The sequence below is a fragment of the Christiangramia flava JLT2011 genome (assembly GCF_001951155.1).
GTDB lineage: Bacteria > Bacteroidota > Bacteroidia > Flavobacteriales > Flavobacteriaceae > Christiangramia > Christiangramia flava.
In genome coordinates this window covers 180,021-193,550 of the sequence record NZ_CP016359.1, presented here as the reverse complement: position 1 = coordinate 193,550, position 13,530 = coordinate 180,021, and the positions used below count along the sequence as shown (strand labels likewise).

Genomic DNA, 13,530 nt, shown 5'->3' with positions numbered 1-13,530 from the left:
GGCCGCCGATTAATTTTGTTTCAGGCAAGGACCTTATGAAATTTACCTCTTTCAATTTCTTCTGAAAAGATTGCTGCTGTACGGATTTCTGAAATTGAAGTTTGTCAAAATTCAGCTATTCACGCCACAGCTATGAAGTAAAAGGATACGATCGCTTCTGAGAATGGAAATTGGCAATTATTTTATTGCATTCCAAAGGCTGTCGTCTGGAGCGGGTGCAATGACATGCACCAGTTCATTTTTTACCGGATGAATGAACTGTAATTCCCGGGCATGCAGGTGAATGCTCGCATCTTTGTTGCTTCGGTCAAAACCGTATTTAAGGTCGCCCTTAATAGGGCAGCCAATTGCCGAAAGCTGACTACGGATCTGGTGATGCCGGCCGGTTTCCAGGTCGATCCTAAGTACAAAATAATTGTCCAGTTCCTGGATGAGCTGGTAATGCAAAATGGCTTTTTTACTATCGGGAACCTCTTTAATATGGGCGTACGATTTATTTTGCTTCGAGTTTCGCTTCATGTAATGAACCAAACGGTCCTGCTCTTGAGGCGGCCTGTTCTTTACGATCGCCCAGTAGGTCTTTTTGGCGTCTTTCTGCTGAAAAAGTTTATTCAGCCGAGGCAGAGCTTTCGAAGTTTTGCTGAAAAGCACAATACCGCTCGTGGGGCGATCCAGCCTGTGAACCACACCTAAATACACGTTTCCGGGCTTGTTATATTTTTCCTTTAGAAATGATTTCACCACCTCGCTGAGCGGTTTGTCACCTGTTTTATCACCCTGAACGATATCGCCTGGGCGCTTGTTCACCACAATGATATGATTATCTTCGTAAAGAACCTGAAGATTATCTTTATTGGAATGTGCGTTTTCGGAGTTCAAAAATTCAAGTTTTCAGGGAAAAATTCAGAATACAACTAATTTTTGAGAGGCATCAATATTGTTCCTGATCTGATGGGAAATCCCGGCTTTTCACATCATCGCGATAATTTTCGAAAGCTTTGGTCATTTCCGAATGGAGATCAGCGTAACGCCTAAGAAATCTTGGGTTGAATTCGTGCGTCATCCCCAAAAGGTCGTGCACGACGAGAACCTGCCCGTCAACGCCATTTCCAGCCCCAATACCAATCACGGGGATATTGATGCTCTCCGCGACTTCTTTTGCCAGGCTGGCGGGAACTTTTTCCAGGACAACTGCAAAACAACCCATTTTTTCCAGCATTTTCGCATCGTTCTTCAGTTTTTCAGCTTCTTCGTCTTCTTTCGCGCGAACGGTATAAGTCCCGAATTTGTAAATAGATTGCGGGGTAAGGCCTAAATGTCCCATTACAGGAATCCCGGCATGTAAAATTCTTTTAATCGAATCTTTCACTTCTTTACCGCCCTCCAGTTTCACCGCATGGGCACCACTTTCCTTCATGATCCTGATAGCCGAACGCAGCGCTTCTTTCGGGTCGCTTTGATAGCTTCCGAAAGGCAGATCTACCACAACCAGGGAACGTTTGATTGCGCGTACCACGCCGGAAGCATGGTAAATCATCTGGTCTAAAGTGATAGGCAGGGTGGTTTCATGTCCCGCCATGACATTGCTGGCAGAGTCGCCAACCAGGATCACATCAATCCCGGCGCCGTCCACGATCTGCGCCATCGTGTAATCATAGGCGGTCAGCATGGCAATTTTTTCTCCCTGAGCCTTCATATCTACAAGGGATTTGGTGGTAACTCTTTTATAAGCTTTCTTGGCGGTTGACATTTTCGAAGTTTTAATTTGAAGTAAAAGTACTAAATTCGGGAACCACATTCAAAAGACGCAAAGCATGAAAAAAATAATTTTCTTTCTGTTGATTATGGCAGCTGCAAACACTTCCGCCCAAACAAAAAAATCAGGCGAGTCACCACAGGATTTCGTAGAAGAATTTTTTAAGGCATTTCACGAGCAGGATACGCTGGCTTTAAAAAATATGGCTTCGGAAGGAGTTCAGTTACAATCCATTTCCATCAACACGGAAGGAAAGAAATTACTGAATTCTGAGCCTTTTGAACATTTTCTGAAGTCTATTGCCTCCATCCCGGCCGATTCCAAATTCGAAGAAAGGTTGTTGAATTTTAAAGTGGAAGAAAATGGTCCTTTAGCCGTGGTGAATACAGCTTACGAATTTTACTATAACGGGAATTTTTCCCATTGCGGCGTCAACAATTTCACGCTGGTCAAGCTGGAAGATCAATGGAAGATCGTGCATCTTATCGATACCCGGAATAAAAAATGTGATTAACGCTCCACATCTTTAACGCAGCGAAAACCCGTATGCTGAAGGCCAGTGTCTGGTGTGGAACTCATCCGCGCCGAGGTACGGTAGCCGGTACAATACATCTCACTGCATAAAAAAGAACCGCCGCGTATGACTTTTTCCTGTTTTCCGCTGATAAAATCTTTGAAATAGCCCTCTTCTTTTCCAATTTGCCTGGAATAGGCATCTGGATAGTAGGTGTCCAGACACCATTCCCAAACATTTCCGGTGGTATCATATAACCCAAACTGGTTAGGAGCAAAACTTTTCACAGGCGCCAGACCTGGGAAAGAATCTTCATTCCAGTTATCGAAAGGAAAGTTTCCCTGGAAATAATTCGCATGCTCCGCCGCCAGGCTGTAATCATTGCCCCAATTATAGATCAAACTGTCATTTCCGGCTCGGTTGAAATATTCAAATTCGACTTCGGTGGGCAGTCTTTTCCCCGCCCATTTAGCATAAGCTTTCGCGTCATACCAGGAAACCTGGACGACGGGATAATCATCTTTTCCCTCGATATTGCTGCCGGGGCCTTCCGGTTGTTTCCAATTGGCATCCTTTACAAATTTCCACCACCATTGCGGATTGAATGGATCGAAAACCAGCGCACCCGGCGGGTATTTTTTTCCGTTGATCTCAAAGGTTCGTTCTGCCGTGGTAACATATCCGGTTTCTTCAATAAACCTTCGGAATTGGGCATTGGTTACTTCTGTTTCATCTACCCAAAGCTCTTTTACGGTTTCCTGATGACGGGGAAACTCATTTTCTTTTGCCTGATCACTGTTACCACCCATCATATAAGTGCCGCCCGGGATCTGCACCATTCCTTCTGTAGAAGCCGAGTCCACTCGTGCTTTGATATAACTGATCTCTTTTAGGTAAATTTCATGATAGGTGCCTTTCACATGCGATTCCGGAGCTGGTTCTACCACCATTTCAGGACCCGATTTTTTCTCATCTTTACAGGAAATGAGGAGTAGGCCACAAAGGATAGTGATGATGAAAAGATGATATTTTGATCGCATGAATTCTCGGAATATTGGCAAAGATACATATAAAAAAGCCGGAAAATCAAGGGTGAATTTCCGGCTTTTCCACTTTGGAATCAGAAAAATCTAGGGTTTCAGTACAACTCTGAAACGTGCTTTATTGTTCATCATTTTATCGAACGCTTCATTGACATCATCCAGCGAATATTCCTCGATCATCGGTGTGGTTCCGGTCATAGCGCTGAAATTCAGTGTGTCTTCTGAGTCCATTGCGGTACCACTTGGCCAACCGGCAGCCGATTTTCTTCCCATCAGCAATTGCATTGGAGAAACTTCGATGGGTTCTCCTGTCGCGGCAACCATCAGTAGCTTACCATCAATTCCCAAACCGTCTACCACGGAAGAAATCGCATCGCTGTGTGGGGCTGTTGCCAGAATCAGTTTGGCGCCTCCTAATTTTTGCAATTCTTTGGCTCCGTCTGAATTTCCAGTATTGATGAAATGGTGGGCACCAAGTTTTTCCGCGAGGTCTTTTTTATCGTCATTGTGAGAAATTGCGACGGTTCGCATTCCCATTTTAGAGGCATACTGAATGGCCAGGTGACCCAAACCGCCAATTCCCTGCACGGCGACCACATCACCGGCACGAATTCCGGAGTTTCTAAGCGCATTATAAACGGTAATTCCGGCGCATAATAGGGGAGCGGCATCAGCTGAAGAGAGCTCATCTGGCACCTTGGCGATGGCTTCTTTTGGAGCGGTCATATATTCCGCGTAACCACCGTCGTAGTGAATTCCACTTACTTTTCCGTTCTCACAATTAATGAAATCCCCGCGGCGACAAGGCTCGCATTCGAAACAATGGCCGCCATGCCAACCTACACCTACGCGCTGGCCTTTTTCCCAATTGGACACGTTAGAACCAACTTCTTCTACAATTCCAACGACTTCATGCCCGGGAATTCGCGGGTATTCCAGTCCGGGAAAACCGCCTTCCTTTACGAAATTATCAGAATGACAAATTCCGCAGGCTTCTACTTTTATTAGAACTTCATTTTCGGCAGGAGATGGTTTATCAACGTCTTTAACGATGAATTTTCCGCCTGCTTTTTCAATAACTGCTGCTTTCATTAGTTTCTTTTTTGATTAAGGAAGAGGAAGTGAAAACTGAAAATTCACACTCCTTATTTCCTGCAATTTTTTTGAAAGCAGAAGGTACGAAATGGCCTGTAGAACTATTTTTAAGGTTATGTTAATCTATTCCAGGATTGGAAACATGACAAGGAATACCATGAGGTTATTCAGGCTGTGAAGCGCTATTGGCCAGAACATTTCACGGTTTTCCAGTTTTATTTTTCCGAAGAAAAAACCGGCAATGATCCTCGGGAAGATCATGATTAGCAGCACGAGGTCTATCTGAAAACTTTCCACGTAATTGAAAATATGCACAAACCCGAAAATGACCGCGCTAAAAATCCAGATTAAAAGGTACCTGCGATAGATCCAGTAATTGATCTTTTTCATGAGCTTTTCTGGGATCAATTCCCCCAGAGCGTAGTAAAAAAAGGCAATACACAGGAATAGCAGCAAATATTTTAAAGTCCAATGGGCGTTTTCCGGCATGAGGACCAGGCCAACGATGTATAGAATGGAGCAGAAAAAAAGCTTCAGATTTTGTTCGGAAGGTTTCAGCAGGCTGCGGAACAGACTTTCTTCTACGACCGGCGCGAGAATGACTGCCAGGAAAAAGAATTTCAACGGATTTTCAGTAAGGGTTTCCAGCAAATCACTTTGCTGATATTGCTTCAGGTCAAGTTCCGGAAAATAGGCATTCAGCATGCCCATCAGGAAGAAAAACAGGATGTAGCAGGCGATCATCAAACCAAAATTCCTGAACAGGTTTTTGATCTTGAATCCCAGGTCCCGTTTGTAAAGCACTTCCATTTTTAGCAGTCACTCAAATTTACCTTTACCGCCAAACCGCCTTCAGATGTTTCCTTGTATTTGGAATTCATATCTTTTGCGGTATCCCACATCGTTTCAATTACTTTATCCAATGGCACTTTAGCCCTTGTCGCGTCGCTTTCCAATGCAATTTCAGCGGCATTTATGGCTTTTATTGCTCCCATCGCATTTCTTTCGATACACGGAACCTGAACGAGACCGCCAATAGGGTCACAGGTTAAGCCAAGATGATGTTCCATGGCTATCTCACTGGCCATTAAGACCTGCTCTGGTGTGCCACCTAATAATTCAGCCAGACCACCGGCAGCCATGGCGCTGGAAACGCCAATTTCAGCCTGGCAACCGCCCATCGCTGCCGAAATGGTCGCACCCTTTTTAAAGAGACTGCCAATTTCTCCGGCTACCAGCATGAACCTTTTCAGGTCTTCAAAGGTCGCTTCGTGATTTTCAATGGTCATATAATACATCATTACCGCAGGGACCGTTCCGGCGCTTCCGTTCGTAGGAGCGGTTACTACGCGACCTAAAGAAGCGTTCACTTCATTTACGCTAAGCGCAAAGCAACTAACCCATTTCAGGATCTGGCGGAATTTGACTTCGGTATTACGAATTGCAGGTATCCAGTCATTTACATCGTTATAACTGGTTTCACCAATCAATCGCTGGTGCATTTCAAAGGCGCGCCGTTTCACGTTGAGTCCGCCGGGAAGCGTTCCTTCCGTATGGCAACCAATATACATGGATTCCAGCATGGTATCCCAGATCTGATGCAGACCTTTATCGATCTCCTCATCGCTTCTCAGGGAACGTTCGTTCTCCAGGACGATCTCGGAAATAGTTTTATTTTCGGTTTTACAATAGTCCACCAGTTCAGTGGCTTTTTCAATAGGAAACGGAAACTGTTGGAAATTTTTGATCTTTTTACTGGCGTTCTTACGCTCTTTTTTCACCACAAATCCGCCGCCGATAGAATAAAATGAAGAATTGCATTTTTTGCCGTCGTTCATCAATGCGCGAAAGGTGATTCCGTTTGGATGAAATTCGAGGAATTTTCGGTTGAACTTGACGTCTTCCTTAAAAGTGAACTGGATTTCGCGTTCCTGGTTGAAATTCAGAATAGCTGTTCTCTTGATTTTTTCAATTTCAGATTCGATGATGGAAATGTCCATTGTAACCGGGTCATGGCCCAGAAGTCCGAGAACGGTAGCAACGTCAGTAGCATGACCTTTACCTGTCAGGCTCAGGGAACCGTAAAGATCCACGTGGATATTCACGACTTTATCGAACCGGTCTTTCGCTTTCAGTTCGGCGATCCACCGTTGAGCAGCGCGCCAGGGACCTAAGGTATGAGAACTGGAAGGACCGACACCTACTTTCAACATATCAAAAACACTGATACATTCAATTTTTCGCATTCCGAATCTAAATTTTGAAACAAAAATAAGGATTTGTAATTCTCACGCATCAAATATTGCAGAAAGTCTAAAATTTTTTCAGCAGGTTATAAAACCTGGGATTGACAGACTTTTTCAGAAAAAGTGACAAGGTGTCATAAGATTTGTGCTGGCATAAAGATTGACTTTTAGTGATTGAAAAATTGAAAACTTAACGATAAAACAAGTTATATAGTTATGAGTAAAGTAATAGGAATTGACTTGGGTACTACCAACTCCTGTGTTGCCGTAATGGAAGGTAACGAGCCAACGGTAATTCCCAACGCCGAAGGTAAGAGAACTACTCCTTCTGTGATTGCTTTCGTAGAAGGTGGCGAGATAAAAGTAGGAGACCCGGCAAAACGCCAGGCAGTAACCAACCCAACCAAAACGATTTCCTCTATCAAGAGGTTCATGGGTAACAAATTTTCTGAGTCTGAAAGAGAAGCAGGAAGAGTTGCTTATGATGTGAAAAAAGGTGATAACGATACGCCACGTGTAGATGTGGATGGTCGTTTGTATACGCCTCAGGAACTTTCAGCAATGATCCTTCAGAAAATGAAGAAAACTGCGGAAGATTATCTGGGACAGGATGTAACGGAAGCGGTGATTACTGTACCTGCATATTTTAATGATTCTCAGCGTCAGGCTACCAAAGAAGCTGGTGAGATCGCAGGTCTTAAAGTAAGAAGAATCATCAACGAGCCAACTGCTGCGGCACTGGCTTACGGATTGGATAAAAAATCTCAGGATCAGAAGATCGCGGTGTATGACCTTGGTGGTGGTACATTCGATATTTCGATTCTGGAACTAGGTGATGGAGTATTTGAAGTACTTTCTACAAATGGTGATACGCACCTTGGTGGGGATGATTTTGATGAAGTATTGATTGATTACCTGGCTGATAATTTCCAGAAAGCGGAAGATATCGATCTTAGAAAAGATCCTATGGCGCTTCAACGTTTGAAAGAAGCTTCAGAAAAAGCGAAAATAGAGCTTTCTTCTTCTTCTCAAACAGAGATCAACCTGCCTTATGTGACTGCTACTGCTAGTGGACCTAAGCACTTGGTGGAGACCATCACTCGTTCAAAATTTGAACAATTGGCTGAGGAACTGGTAACAAGATCTATGGAGCCAGTAAAAAAAGCGCTTAATGATGCAGGGCTTTCAAAAAGTGATATCGACGAGGTCATCCTTGTTGGTGGATCAACCCGTATCCCTAAAATTCAGGAAGAAGTAGAGAAATTCTTCGGGAAAAAACCTTCAAAAGGGGTGAATCCTGATGAGGTGGTAGCGATTGGTGCTGCTATCCAGGGTGGTGTATTGACCGGAGACGTTAAAGACGTATTGCTTCTGGATGTGACTCCACTTTCTTTAGGTATCGAAACCATGGGAGGAGTGAACACGAAATTGATCGAAGCGAATACTACGATTCCAACTAAGAAGTCTCAGACATTCTCGACTGCGGCTGATAATCAGCCATCTGTTGAGATTCACGTACTTCAGGGAGAGCGCCCAATGGCGGCAGATAATAAGACAATTGGTAGATTCCATTTAGACGGAATCCCACCAGCGCCAAGAGGAACACCTCAAATTGAAGTGACTTTTGACATCGATGCCAATGGTATCATTAAAGTTAGTGCTACTGATAAGGCTACTGGTAAATCTCAGGATATTCGTATCGAAGCTTCTTCTGGATTGACCGAAGAGGAAATCGAGAAAATGAAGAAAGAGGCTGAGGCGAATGCTGAAACCGATAAAAAAGCGAAAGAAAAAGTTGATAAGCTGAACGAGGCTGATGCAATGATCTTCCAGACTGAAAAGCAGTTGAAGGAATTTGGTGATAAACTTTCAGATGAAAAGAAAAAGCCAATTGAAGATGCGTTGGAAGAGTTGAAGAAAGCTTATGAAACTAAGGAAGTTGAAACCATTCAGCCAGCTTTAGACAAGATCAACGAAGCATGGAAAACTGCTTCTGAAGAGATGTATAAAGCTCAGGCAGAAGCTCAGGGCGGACAGGCCGGCGGACCACAACAAGGTGCTACCGGAGCTCAGGGTGGAGCCGCTGAAGGCGGAGACGCAACTAGTGGAGACGACGTGGAAGATGTAGACTTCGAAGAAGTGAAATAATCTGAAACGACCATTATAAATTGAAAACCCTCACTTTGGTGAGGGTTTTTTTATGGCTTCACGCAACCTTTTCTTTATGATCACATCTAAATAGAAACTAGCCATTATGAAAAATTTTCTGTTTTACGCATTTTGCTTTTTCCTATTCATAGCATGTACTAATGATTCAGATAATTTACCCTGTACAGCTGATGAAGAATGGCTACAAGATTTTAAAGATCAGGTTAGTGAAACGTGTTGCGAGAATTGCGCTTGTGTTCAGAAAATTTTTAAGGGCAACTACAAAGGAAGGACGGTTTATTATCAAAGGCCTGCAGGCGAACTATGCGATGCAGTTTACTTCTTAAAGTTTTATAACTGTACAGGGGATGTTGTCAAAGAAATGAGCCAGCAGGAAACTTATGATTACCTTATTGAAGGCGGAAGAGAGGATGAAGTTGTTTTTTCCTGCCCGGAAACAGGAATTTTTTAATCATTCAAGTCACTTATTTAGAAGAACTCTTTTTCTGAGAATTTTCCATTTTTTTATTCTTCAAGATGATGGTCGTTGCCGGCTTTTAACTTTACCCCGCTCAATTTTCTTCGGAAAGATTCATTAATGAAGTATTGTAGTAATTCGGAAGCTTTTTCAACGCTCAATCCGTTTTCGTGGATATTAGAAATACAGTTTCGGCGTTCATCGGTGGTTCCGGGTTTGGGATGGAACGTGGTATAAACTCCAAGGCTTTTTGGAGAGGATAATCCCGGGCGTTCACCAATTAGAATTGCCGTGAATTTTGATCCTATTTTTTCAGCGATCTCATCACCAATCGCAACCCGACCATATTTCACAAGGCATAAACCGATTTTATACTCGCTCAATTTCGGAAGAATTTCCTGTAGCAACGGAATCGCTCGTTCATTAATCGCGTCGGCAGCAAGTCCGTCGGTAAGAATAAACAGGATATCATAATTTCCTTTTTCGGCTTCTGAATTCTCTGCCAGTTTTTTTCCAAGATCCGGACGCTTTAAATATTCTTTTCTATCAGAAATCTTGGTCTGAAACTGGTAAACGGGAAGCTGAAATTCCTTTAGTTGTTCAAGCAGTTGCTTTTCCTTTAAATCGGAATAAATGGCGTCTTTGGTAAAAGCATGATCTTCCTGGAAATGCAAAACTGCTGCGGTGGGCAAACTTCCGCCAGAATTTCCCAAAGCGATTCTTGCTTTTGAAAGAGACCTTAAATTCTCCCAGGGATCAGTTTGCAAATAGTTCTTATTTGAAAGTTGCTTTGACATTACTTCAGTTTCAATAGTTGGTCTTTGATTTCCTTTCTATAACCCTGTTCGTCAAAAATGCCCATTTTCAGCAACCATTCTTCAAATTCAGGAGCTGGTCTTTTATTTAAAACTTTTCGGAGATACATGGCGTCGTGAAAGGATGTCGACTGGTAATTCAGCATGATATCATCGGCACCGGGAACGCCCATAATATAATTACAACCGGCAACTCCCAGAAGCGTGAGCAGCGAATCCATATCGTCCTGATCAGCTTCCGCGTGGTTGGTATAACAAACATCGCATCCCATTGGAAGGCCCAGTAATTTTCCGCAGAAATGATCTTCCAGCGCGGCACGAATGATCTGTTTTCCGTCGTATAAATATTCCGGACCAATAAAACCAACCACGGTATTTACCAGAAACGGATCGAATTTTCTCGCAACGGCATAGGCCCTCGCCTCACAGGTTTGCTGGTCGACGCCGTGATGCGCATCTGCGGAAAGTGAGGAACCCTGGCCTGTTTCGAAATACATCATTTGCTTGCCAACTGTTCCACGATTCAATTCCTTTCCGGCATCATAAGCTTCCTGAAGTAATTTCAGGTCAATTCCAAAAGAGGAATTGGTCTTTTCCGTTCCGCCGATGGATTGAAAAATTAGGTCTACCGGAGCTTTTTCAATAATTTCAAGCGTGGTGGTCACATGGCTTAAAATGCAATTTTGCGTGGGAATTTCATATTGCTGCCTAAAGTCATCTAATTGTTTCAATAATTTTGAAACTTCCTGCGGATTATCGGTTGCCGGATTAATGCCTATCACCGCATCACCACAGCCATACATGAGTCCGTCGATGATACTCGCCGCAATTCCCTTTGGGTCGTCTGAAGGATTGTTCGGCTGTAGTCTAACCGAAAAATGTCCTTTTTTACCAACCGTATTTCTGAATTTTGTAACAACTTCGATCTTTTGAGCAACAGCAATCAAATCCTGATTTCGCATGATTTTGGAAACGGCCGCGAGCATTTCGGGAGTCAGGCCGGGGGACAAATTTTTCAAGGTATCACCATTGGCCTGATAGGACAATAGGTAATCGCGAAATTCACCAACTGTTAAACCGGAAATAGATTGAAATGCTTTAGGATCATGACTATCGATTATGAGCCGGGTTACTTCATCATTTTCATAGGGAATGACGAGGTCTTCCAGAAATGTCTTCAGTGGAATTTCGCTCAGGCAATATTGAGCGGCGATACGTTCTTTAGTGTCTTCCGCCGCGATTCCAGCCAGCGCATCTCCGGAACGTTGCGGACTCGCTTTAGCCAGAACCGCCTTCAGATCCTGGAAAGTGTATGTGTTGCCGCGAAGTACGTATTTATAGGCCATATCAAGCTGAAACTAAAAGGAATGTACAAAGTTTTCCTTCAGAATAAACTGATTTACCGCCTTTTAAGTTTTATTTAATGCAATACTGAGGTTTAATTGAATAGGGTATAGAGGTAAATGAGGTTGAAAATGATCAAAACGGCGAGGCAGAGTAAACTGAAGATTCGGTAATGTTTACCCGGCCGGTCATTTTCCGGCATTTGTTCGCCGGTGACCAGTTGGTAATTGAACCAGGCCAGAAAGGGTGCCGATATGAATGATAAGGCTGTCGCAAAATCGATTAGGATTGTAAAAGAGGCATTAAAGAAAAACAGGATCAGCAGGGAAAGAATAGGAATAATAAAAACATTCAATTTGTAAGTTTTCCATTTTTGCTCAGGTTTCCAACTGACTTTTTCTTCGGCAAACAATTCAGAAATTACCCTGGGGAAAGCATCGGCCACAGCCAGGGTGGTAGAAAACATGGCAATGAATGCCGCTACGCCAATAAGCGGTTTGCTGCAGCTGCCAAGAGTTTTGCCGTAAAGCTCGATCAACTGGCCAGAAAATTCCACTGCATTTCCAGAAAAGCTAATGCCACTGCCAAACATCACCAGCACGCCCATCAGGAAAAATAATAAACCGATGATCGCAGCAGCCAGGTAACCGGTGTTAAAGTCGAAAAATGCCTCTTTGAGACTGGTTTTTCGGCGATTATTTTCGGCTTTTTCCTTGGTCCAGATGGAATGCCACACCGCAGCGTCAAGTGGAATCGGCATCCAGCCCATAAACGAAATGATAAAAGCAATGCCTGCTTCGTTCCAAACTTCGGGAGATTTTACATGTAACGCGGTCTCCAGCCTGCCATCCCCAAAAGCAAGCAATACGGCTGTGAGTGTTGCTAAACCTAGAAGGCTCACAATAAATTTCATGGTTTTATCCAGCGCCGGATATTTCCCAATCAGCAATAAAGCGATACAGGCACCGATGATCAAAAAGCTCCAGGTAAAGCCAGACCAACCCATCCCGAATAGCCGTTCGGCCAGACCAGCTGTCACGATCGTCACCGCAGCCTGAATAATAAACATGCTTCCTACGGTAATTGCGATAAATGTGAAATAGGGGAATTTCCCCATTTTTCGGTAACCTGTGATCATGTGATTCCCGGTGCCGGCAGCATACCGAGGCCCGAATTCTAGAAAAGGATATTTTGTAACGCAGGCAAGTATTAGAACCCAAAAGAGTAAAAAACCATAATCGGCACCAGCGCGAGTCGCCTGAACCAGATGTGAAACTCCGATAGCTGCCCCGGCCAGAAGAAATCCTGGGCCAAGCGTCTTAAATACAGAATCAGATTTTGAAAATATGCTCATATGCGCTGCAATATGTTATGCGATTTTTGCCGTTTTTTAAGTGACTGTAATTGTAAAAAATCCTTCAAATTAAGCGAATTTAGCGATCAGTTCGGAATTTACTTCATGCCCTCCTTCATAAGCCAGAATTTCCAGGTTCTTCGGAAAGAGTTCGGCGAGTCGGTTTTCTTCCACTTCAATAATGCCATTTTTCAGGTATTCGTCATTTTTTCCGTAGAGAAAAGCGAATTCGGTATTCTTCAAAAAATTAAAATCTTCCGAAGTTAATTCCTGCGGAACTTTCCCGGAATGCATGATCAGCTTTTGGCAGTTTATTCGTCTGCGTGCCACGAACCTGGTGGCAACCGAAACTCCCTGCGAATACCCAAGAATATGTAGATTTTCAGCATCTTTTAATTTTTCAGCTTCAAAGACAGCGTCCAGGTAATTCAGCATATTTTCAATACCTTCTTCAAGATTTTCACGGGTAAGCCAGGAAGCACCAACATGACGATATTCCCCATTCAGGTAAAATTTTGAATGGGCCTGAGGTGCAATGATATAGTTATCATCAGTATTCAAATGTTGAAAGTGGCGTAAGAAATACCGACTCAAATAACCAATTCCGTGGAAAACAAGCCAGATATTTTTCGTGTGGGCGGTGCGCTCATTTAGAGTAGAATACGTGTTGCTGATCTGGTAAGAAACCGATTTCTCGCTGCTCATCTCTTTCGGGTTTTGTATTTTTACAAAGTAAT

The 13,530-nt window shown here is 43.4% G+C and carries 13 protein-coding genes; 3 read left to right on the top strand and 10 right to left on the bottom strand.

Annotated elements, in window-relative coordinates; translation table 11 throughout:
- Positions 1–177 precede the first annotated feature (177 nt).
- Both GRFL_RS00775 and panB read right to left on the bottom strand, forming a co-directional pair.
- Positions 178–879 carry an RluA family pseudouridine synthase gene (locus GRFL_RS00775; protein ID WP_083642611.1) on the bottom strand — a complete coding sequence of 234 codons (702 nt, stop codon included), beginning with the start codon at positions 877–879 and terminating at the stop codon, positions 178–180.
- A gap of 52 nt (positions 880–931) precedes the next feature.
- Positions 932–1,750 carry a 3-methyl-2-oxobutanoate hydroxymethyltransferase gene (gene panB / locus GRFL_RS00770; RefSeq protein ID WP_083645902.1) on the bottom strand — a complete coding sequence of 273 codons (819 nt, stop codon included), beginning with the start codon at positions 1,748–1,750 and terminating at the stop codon, positions 932–934.
- 64 nt (positions 1,751–1,814) lie between these two features.
- On the opposite strand from panB, the gene GRFL_RS00765 reads away from it, so the two are divergent.
- Complete coding sequence (locus tag GRFL_RS00765; protein ID WP_086047714.1) at positions 1,815–2,270, top strand: nuclear transport factor 2 family protein; 456 nt, start codon at positions 1,815–1,817, stop codon at positions 2,268–2,270.
- On the opposite strand, the gene GRFL_RS00760 is transcribed toward GRFL_RS00765, so the two are convergent.
- From GRFL_RS00760 to GRFL_RS00745, 4 genes are all read right to left on the bottom strand, one after another.
- Entirely contained in the window at positions 2,267–3,310 is a 1,044-nt protein-coding gene (locus tag GRFL_RS00760; RefSeq protein WP_083642608.1) for a formylglycine-generating enzyme family protein, read from the bottom strand. The two genes, GRFL_RS00765 and GRFL_RS00760, sit on opposite strands and share 4 nt — an antisense overlap.
- Positions 3,311–3,400: 90 nt before the next feature.
- Entirely contained in the window at positions 3,401–4,405 is a 1,005-nt protein-coding gene (locus tag GRFL_RS00755; RefSeq protein WP_083642606.1) for an alcohol dehydrogenase, read from the bottom strand.
- Between the two features lie 126 nt (positions 4,406–4,531).
- Positions 4,532–5,218, bottom strand: a complete 687-nt coding sequence (locus GRFL_RS00750; protein ID WP_083642604.1) for a CPBP family glutamic-type intramembrane protease — start codon at positions 5,216–5,218, stop codon at positions 4,532–4,534.
- A gap of 2 nt (positions 5,219–5,220) precedes the next feature.
- Positions 5,221–6,654 carry an L-serine ammonia-lyase gene (locus GRFL_RS00745; RefSeq protein ID WP_083642602.1) on the bottom strand — a complete coding sequence of 478 codons (1,434 nt, stop codon included), beginning with the start codon at positions 6,652–6,654 and terminating at the stop codon, positions 5,221–5,223.
- Positions 6,655–6,870: 216 nt separating this feature from the next.
- Here GRFL_RS00745 and dnaK point away from each other — a divergent pair, with 216 nt between their 5' ends.
- Positions 6,871–8,802: a molecular chaperone DnaK gene (gene dnaK / locus GRFL_RS00740; RefSeq protein ID WP_083642600.1), complete on the top strand. Its 1,932-nt coding sequence runs from the start codon at positions 6,871–6,873 to the stop codon at positions 8,800–8,802.
- A gap of 106 nt (positions 8,803–8,908) precedes the next feature.
- A complete protein-coding gene (locus tag GRFL_RS17950) occupies positions 8,909–9,274 on the top strand; it encodes a hypothetical protein (RefSeq protein WP_139839246.1) in 366 nt (121 codons plus the stop codon).
- A 53-nt stretch (positions 9,275–9,327) separates the two neighbouring features.
- Here the strand turns inward: GRFL_RS17950 and eutC are convergent, their stop codons facing one another.
- The 4 genes from eutC to GRFL_RS00715 all read right to left on the bottom strand — a co-directional run bounded on the left by eutC (position 9,328) and on the right by GRFL_RS00715 (position 13,498).
- The gene (eutC, locus tag GRFL_RS00730) at positions 9,328–10,077 is read right to left on the bottom strand and encodes an ethanolamine ammonia-lyase subunit EutC (protein ID WP_083642597.1); all 750 of its coding nucleotides are present in this window, start codon (positions 10,075–10,077) and stop codon (positions 9,328–9,330) included.
- A complete protein-coding gene (locus GRFL_RS00725) occupies positions 10,077–11,441 on the bottom strand; it encodes an ethanolamine ammonia-lyase subunit EutB (RefSeq protein ID WP_083642595.1) in 1,365 nt (454 codons plus the stop codon). Before GRFL_RS00725 ends, eutC begins: the two co-directional genes overlap by 1 nt.
- A 92-nt stretch (positions 11,442–11,533) precedes the next feature.
- Entirely contained in the window at positions 11,534–12,793 is a 1,260-nt protein-coding gene (locus GRFL_RS00720; RefSeq protein WP_083642594.1) for an NRAMP family divalent metal transporter, read from the bottom strand.
- Between the two features lie 69 nt (positions 12,794–12,862).
- The gene (locus GRFL_RS00715; RefSeq protein ID WP_083642592.1) at positions 12,863–13,498 is read right to left on the bottom strand and encodes an alpha/beta hydrolase; all 636 of its coding nucleotides are present in this window, start codon (positions 13,496–13,498) and stop codon (positions 12,863–12,865) included.
- Positions 13,499–13,530: the final 32 nt, after the last annotated feature.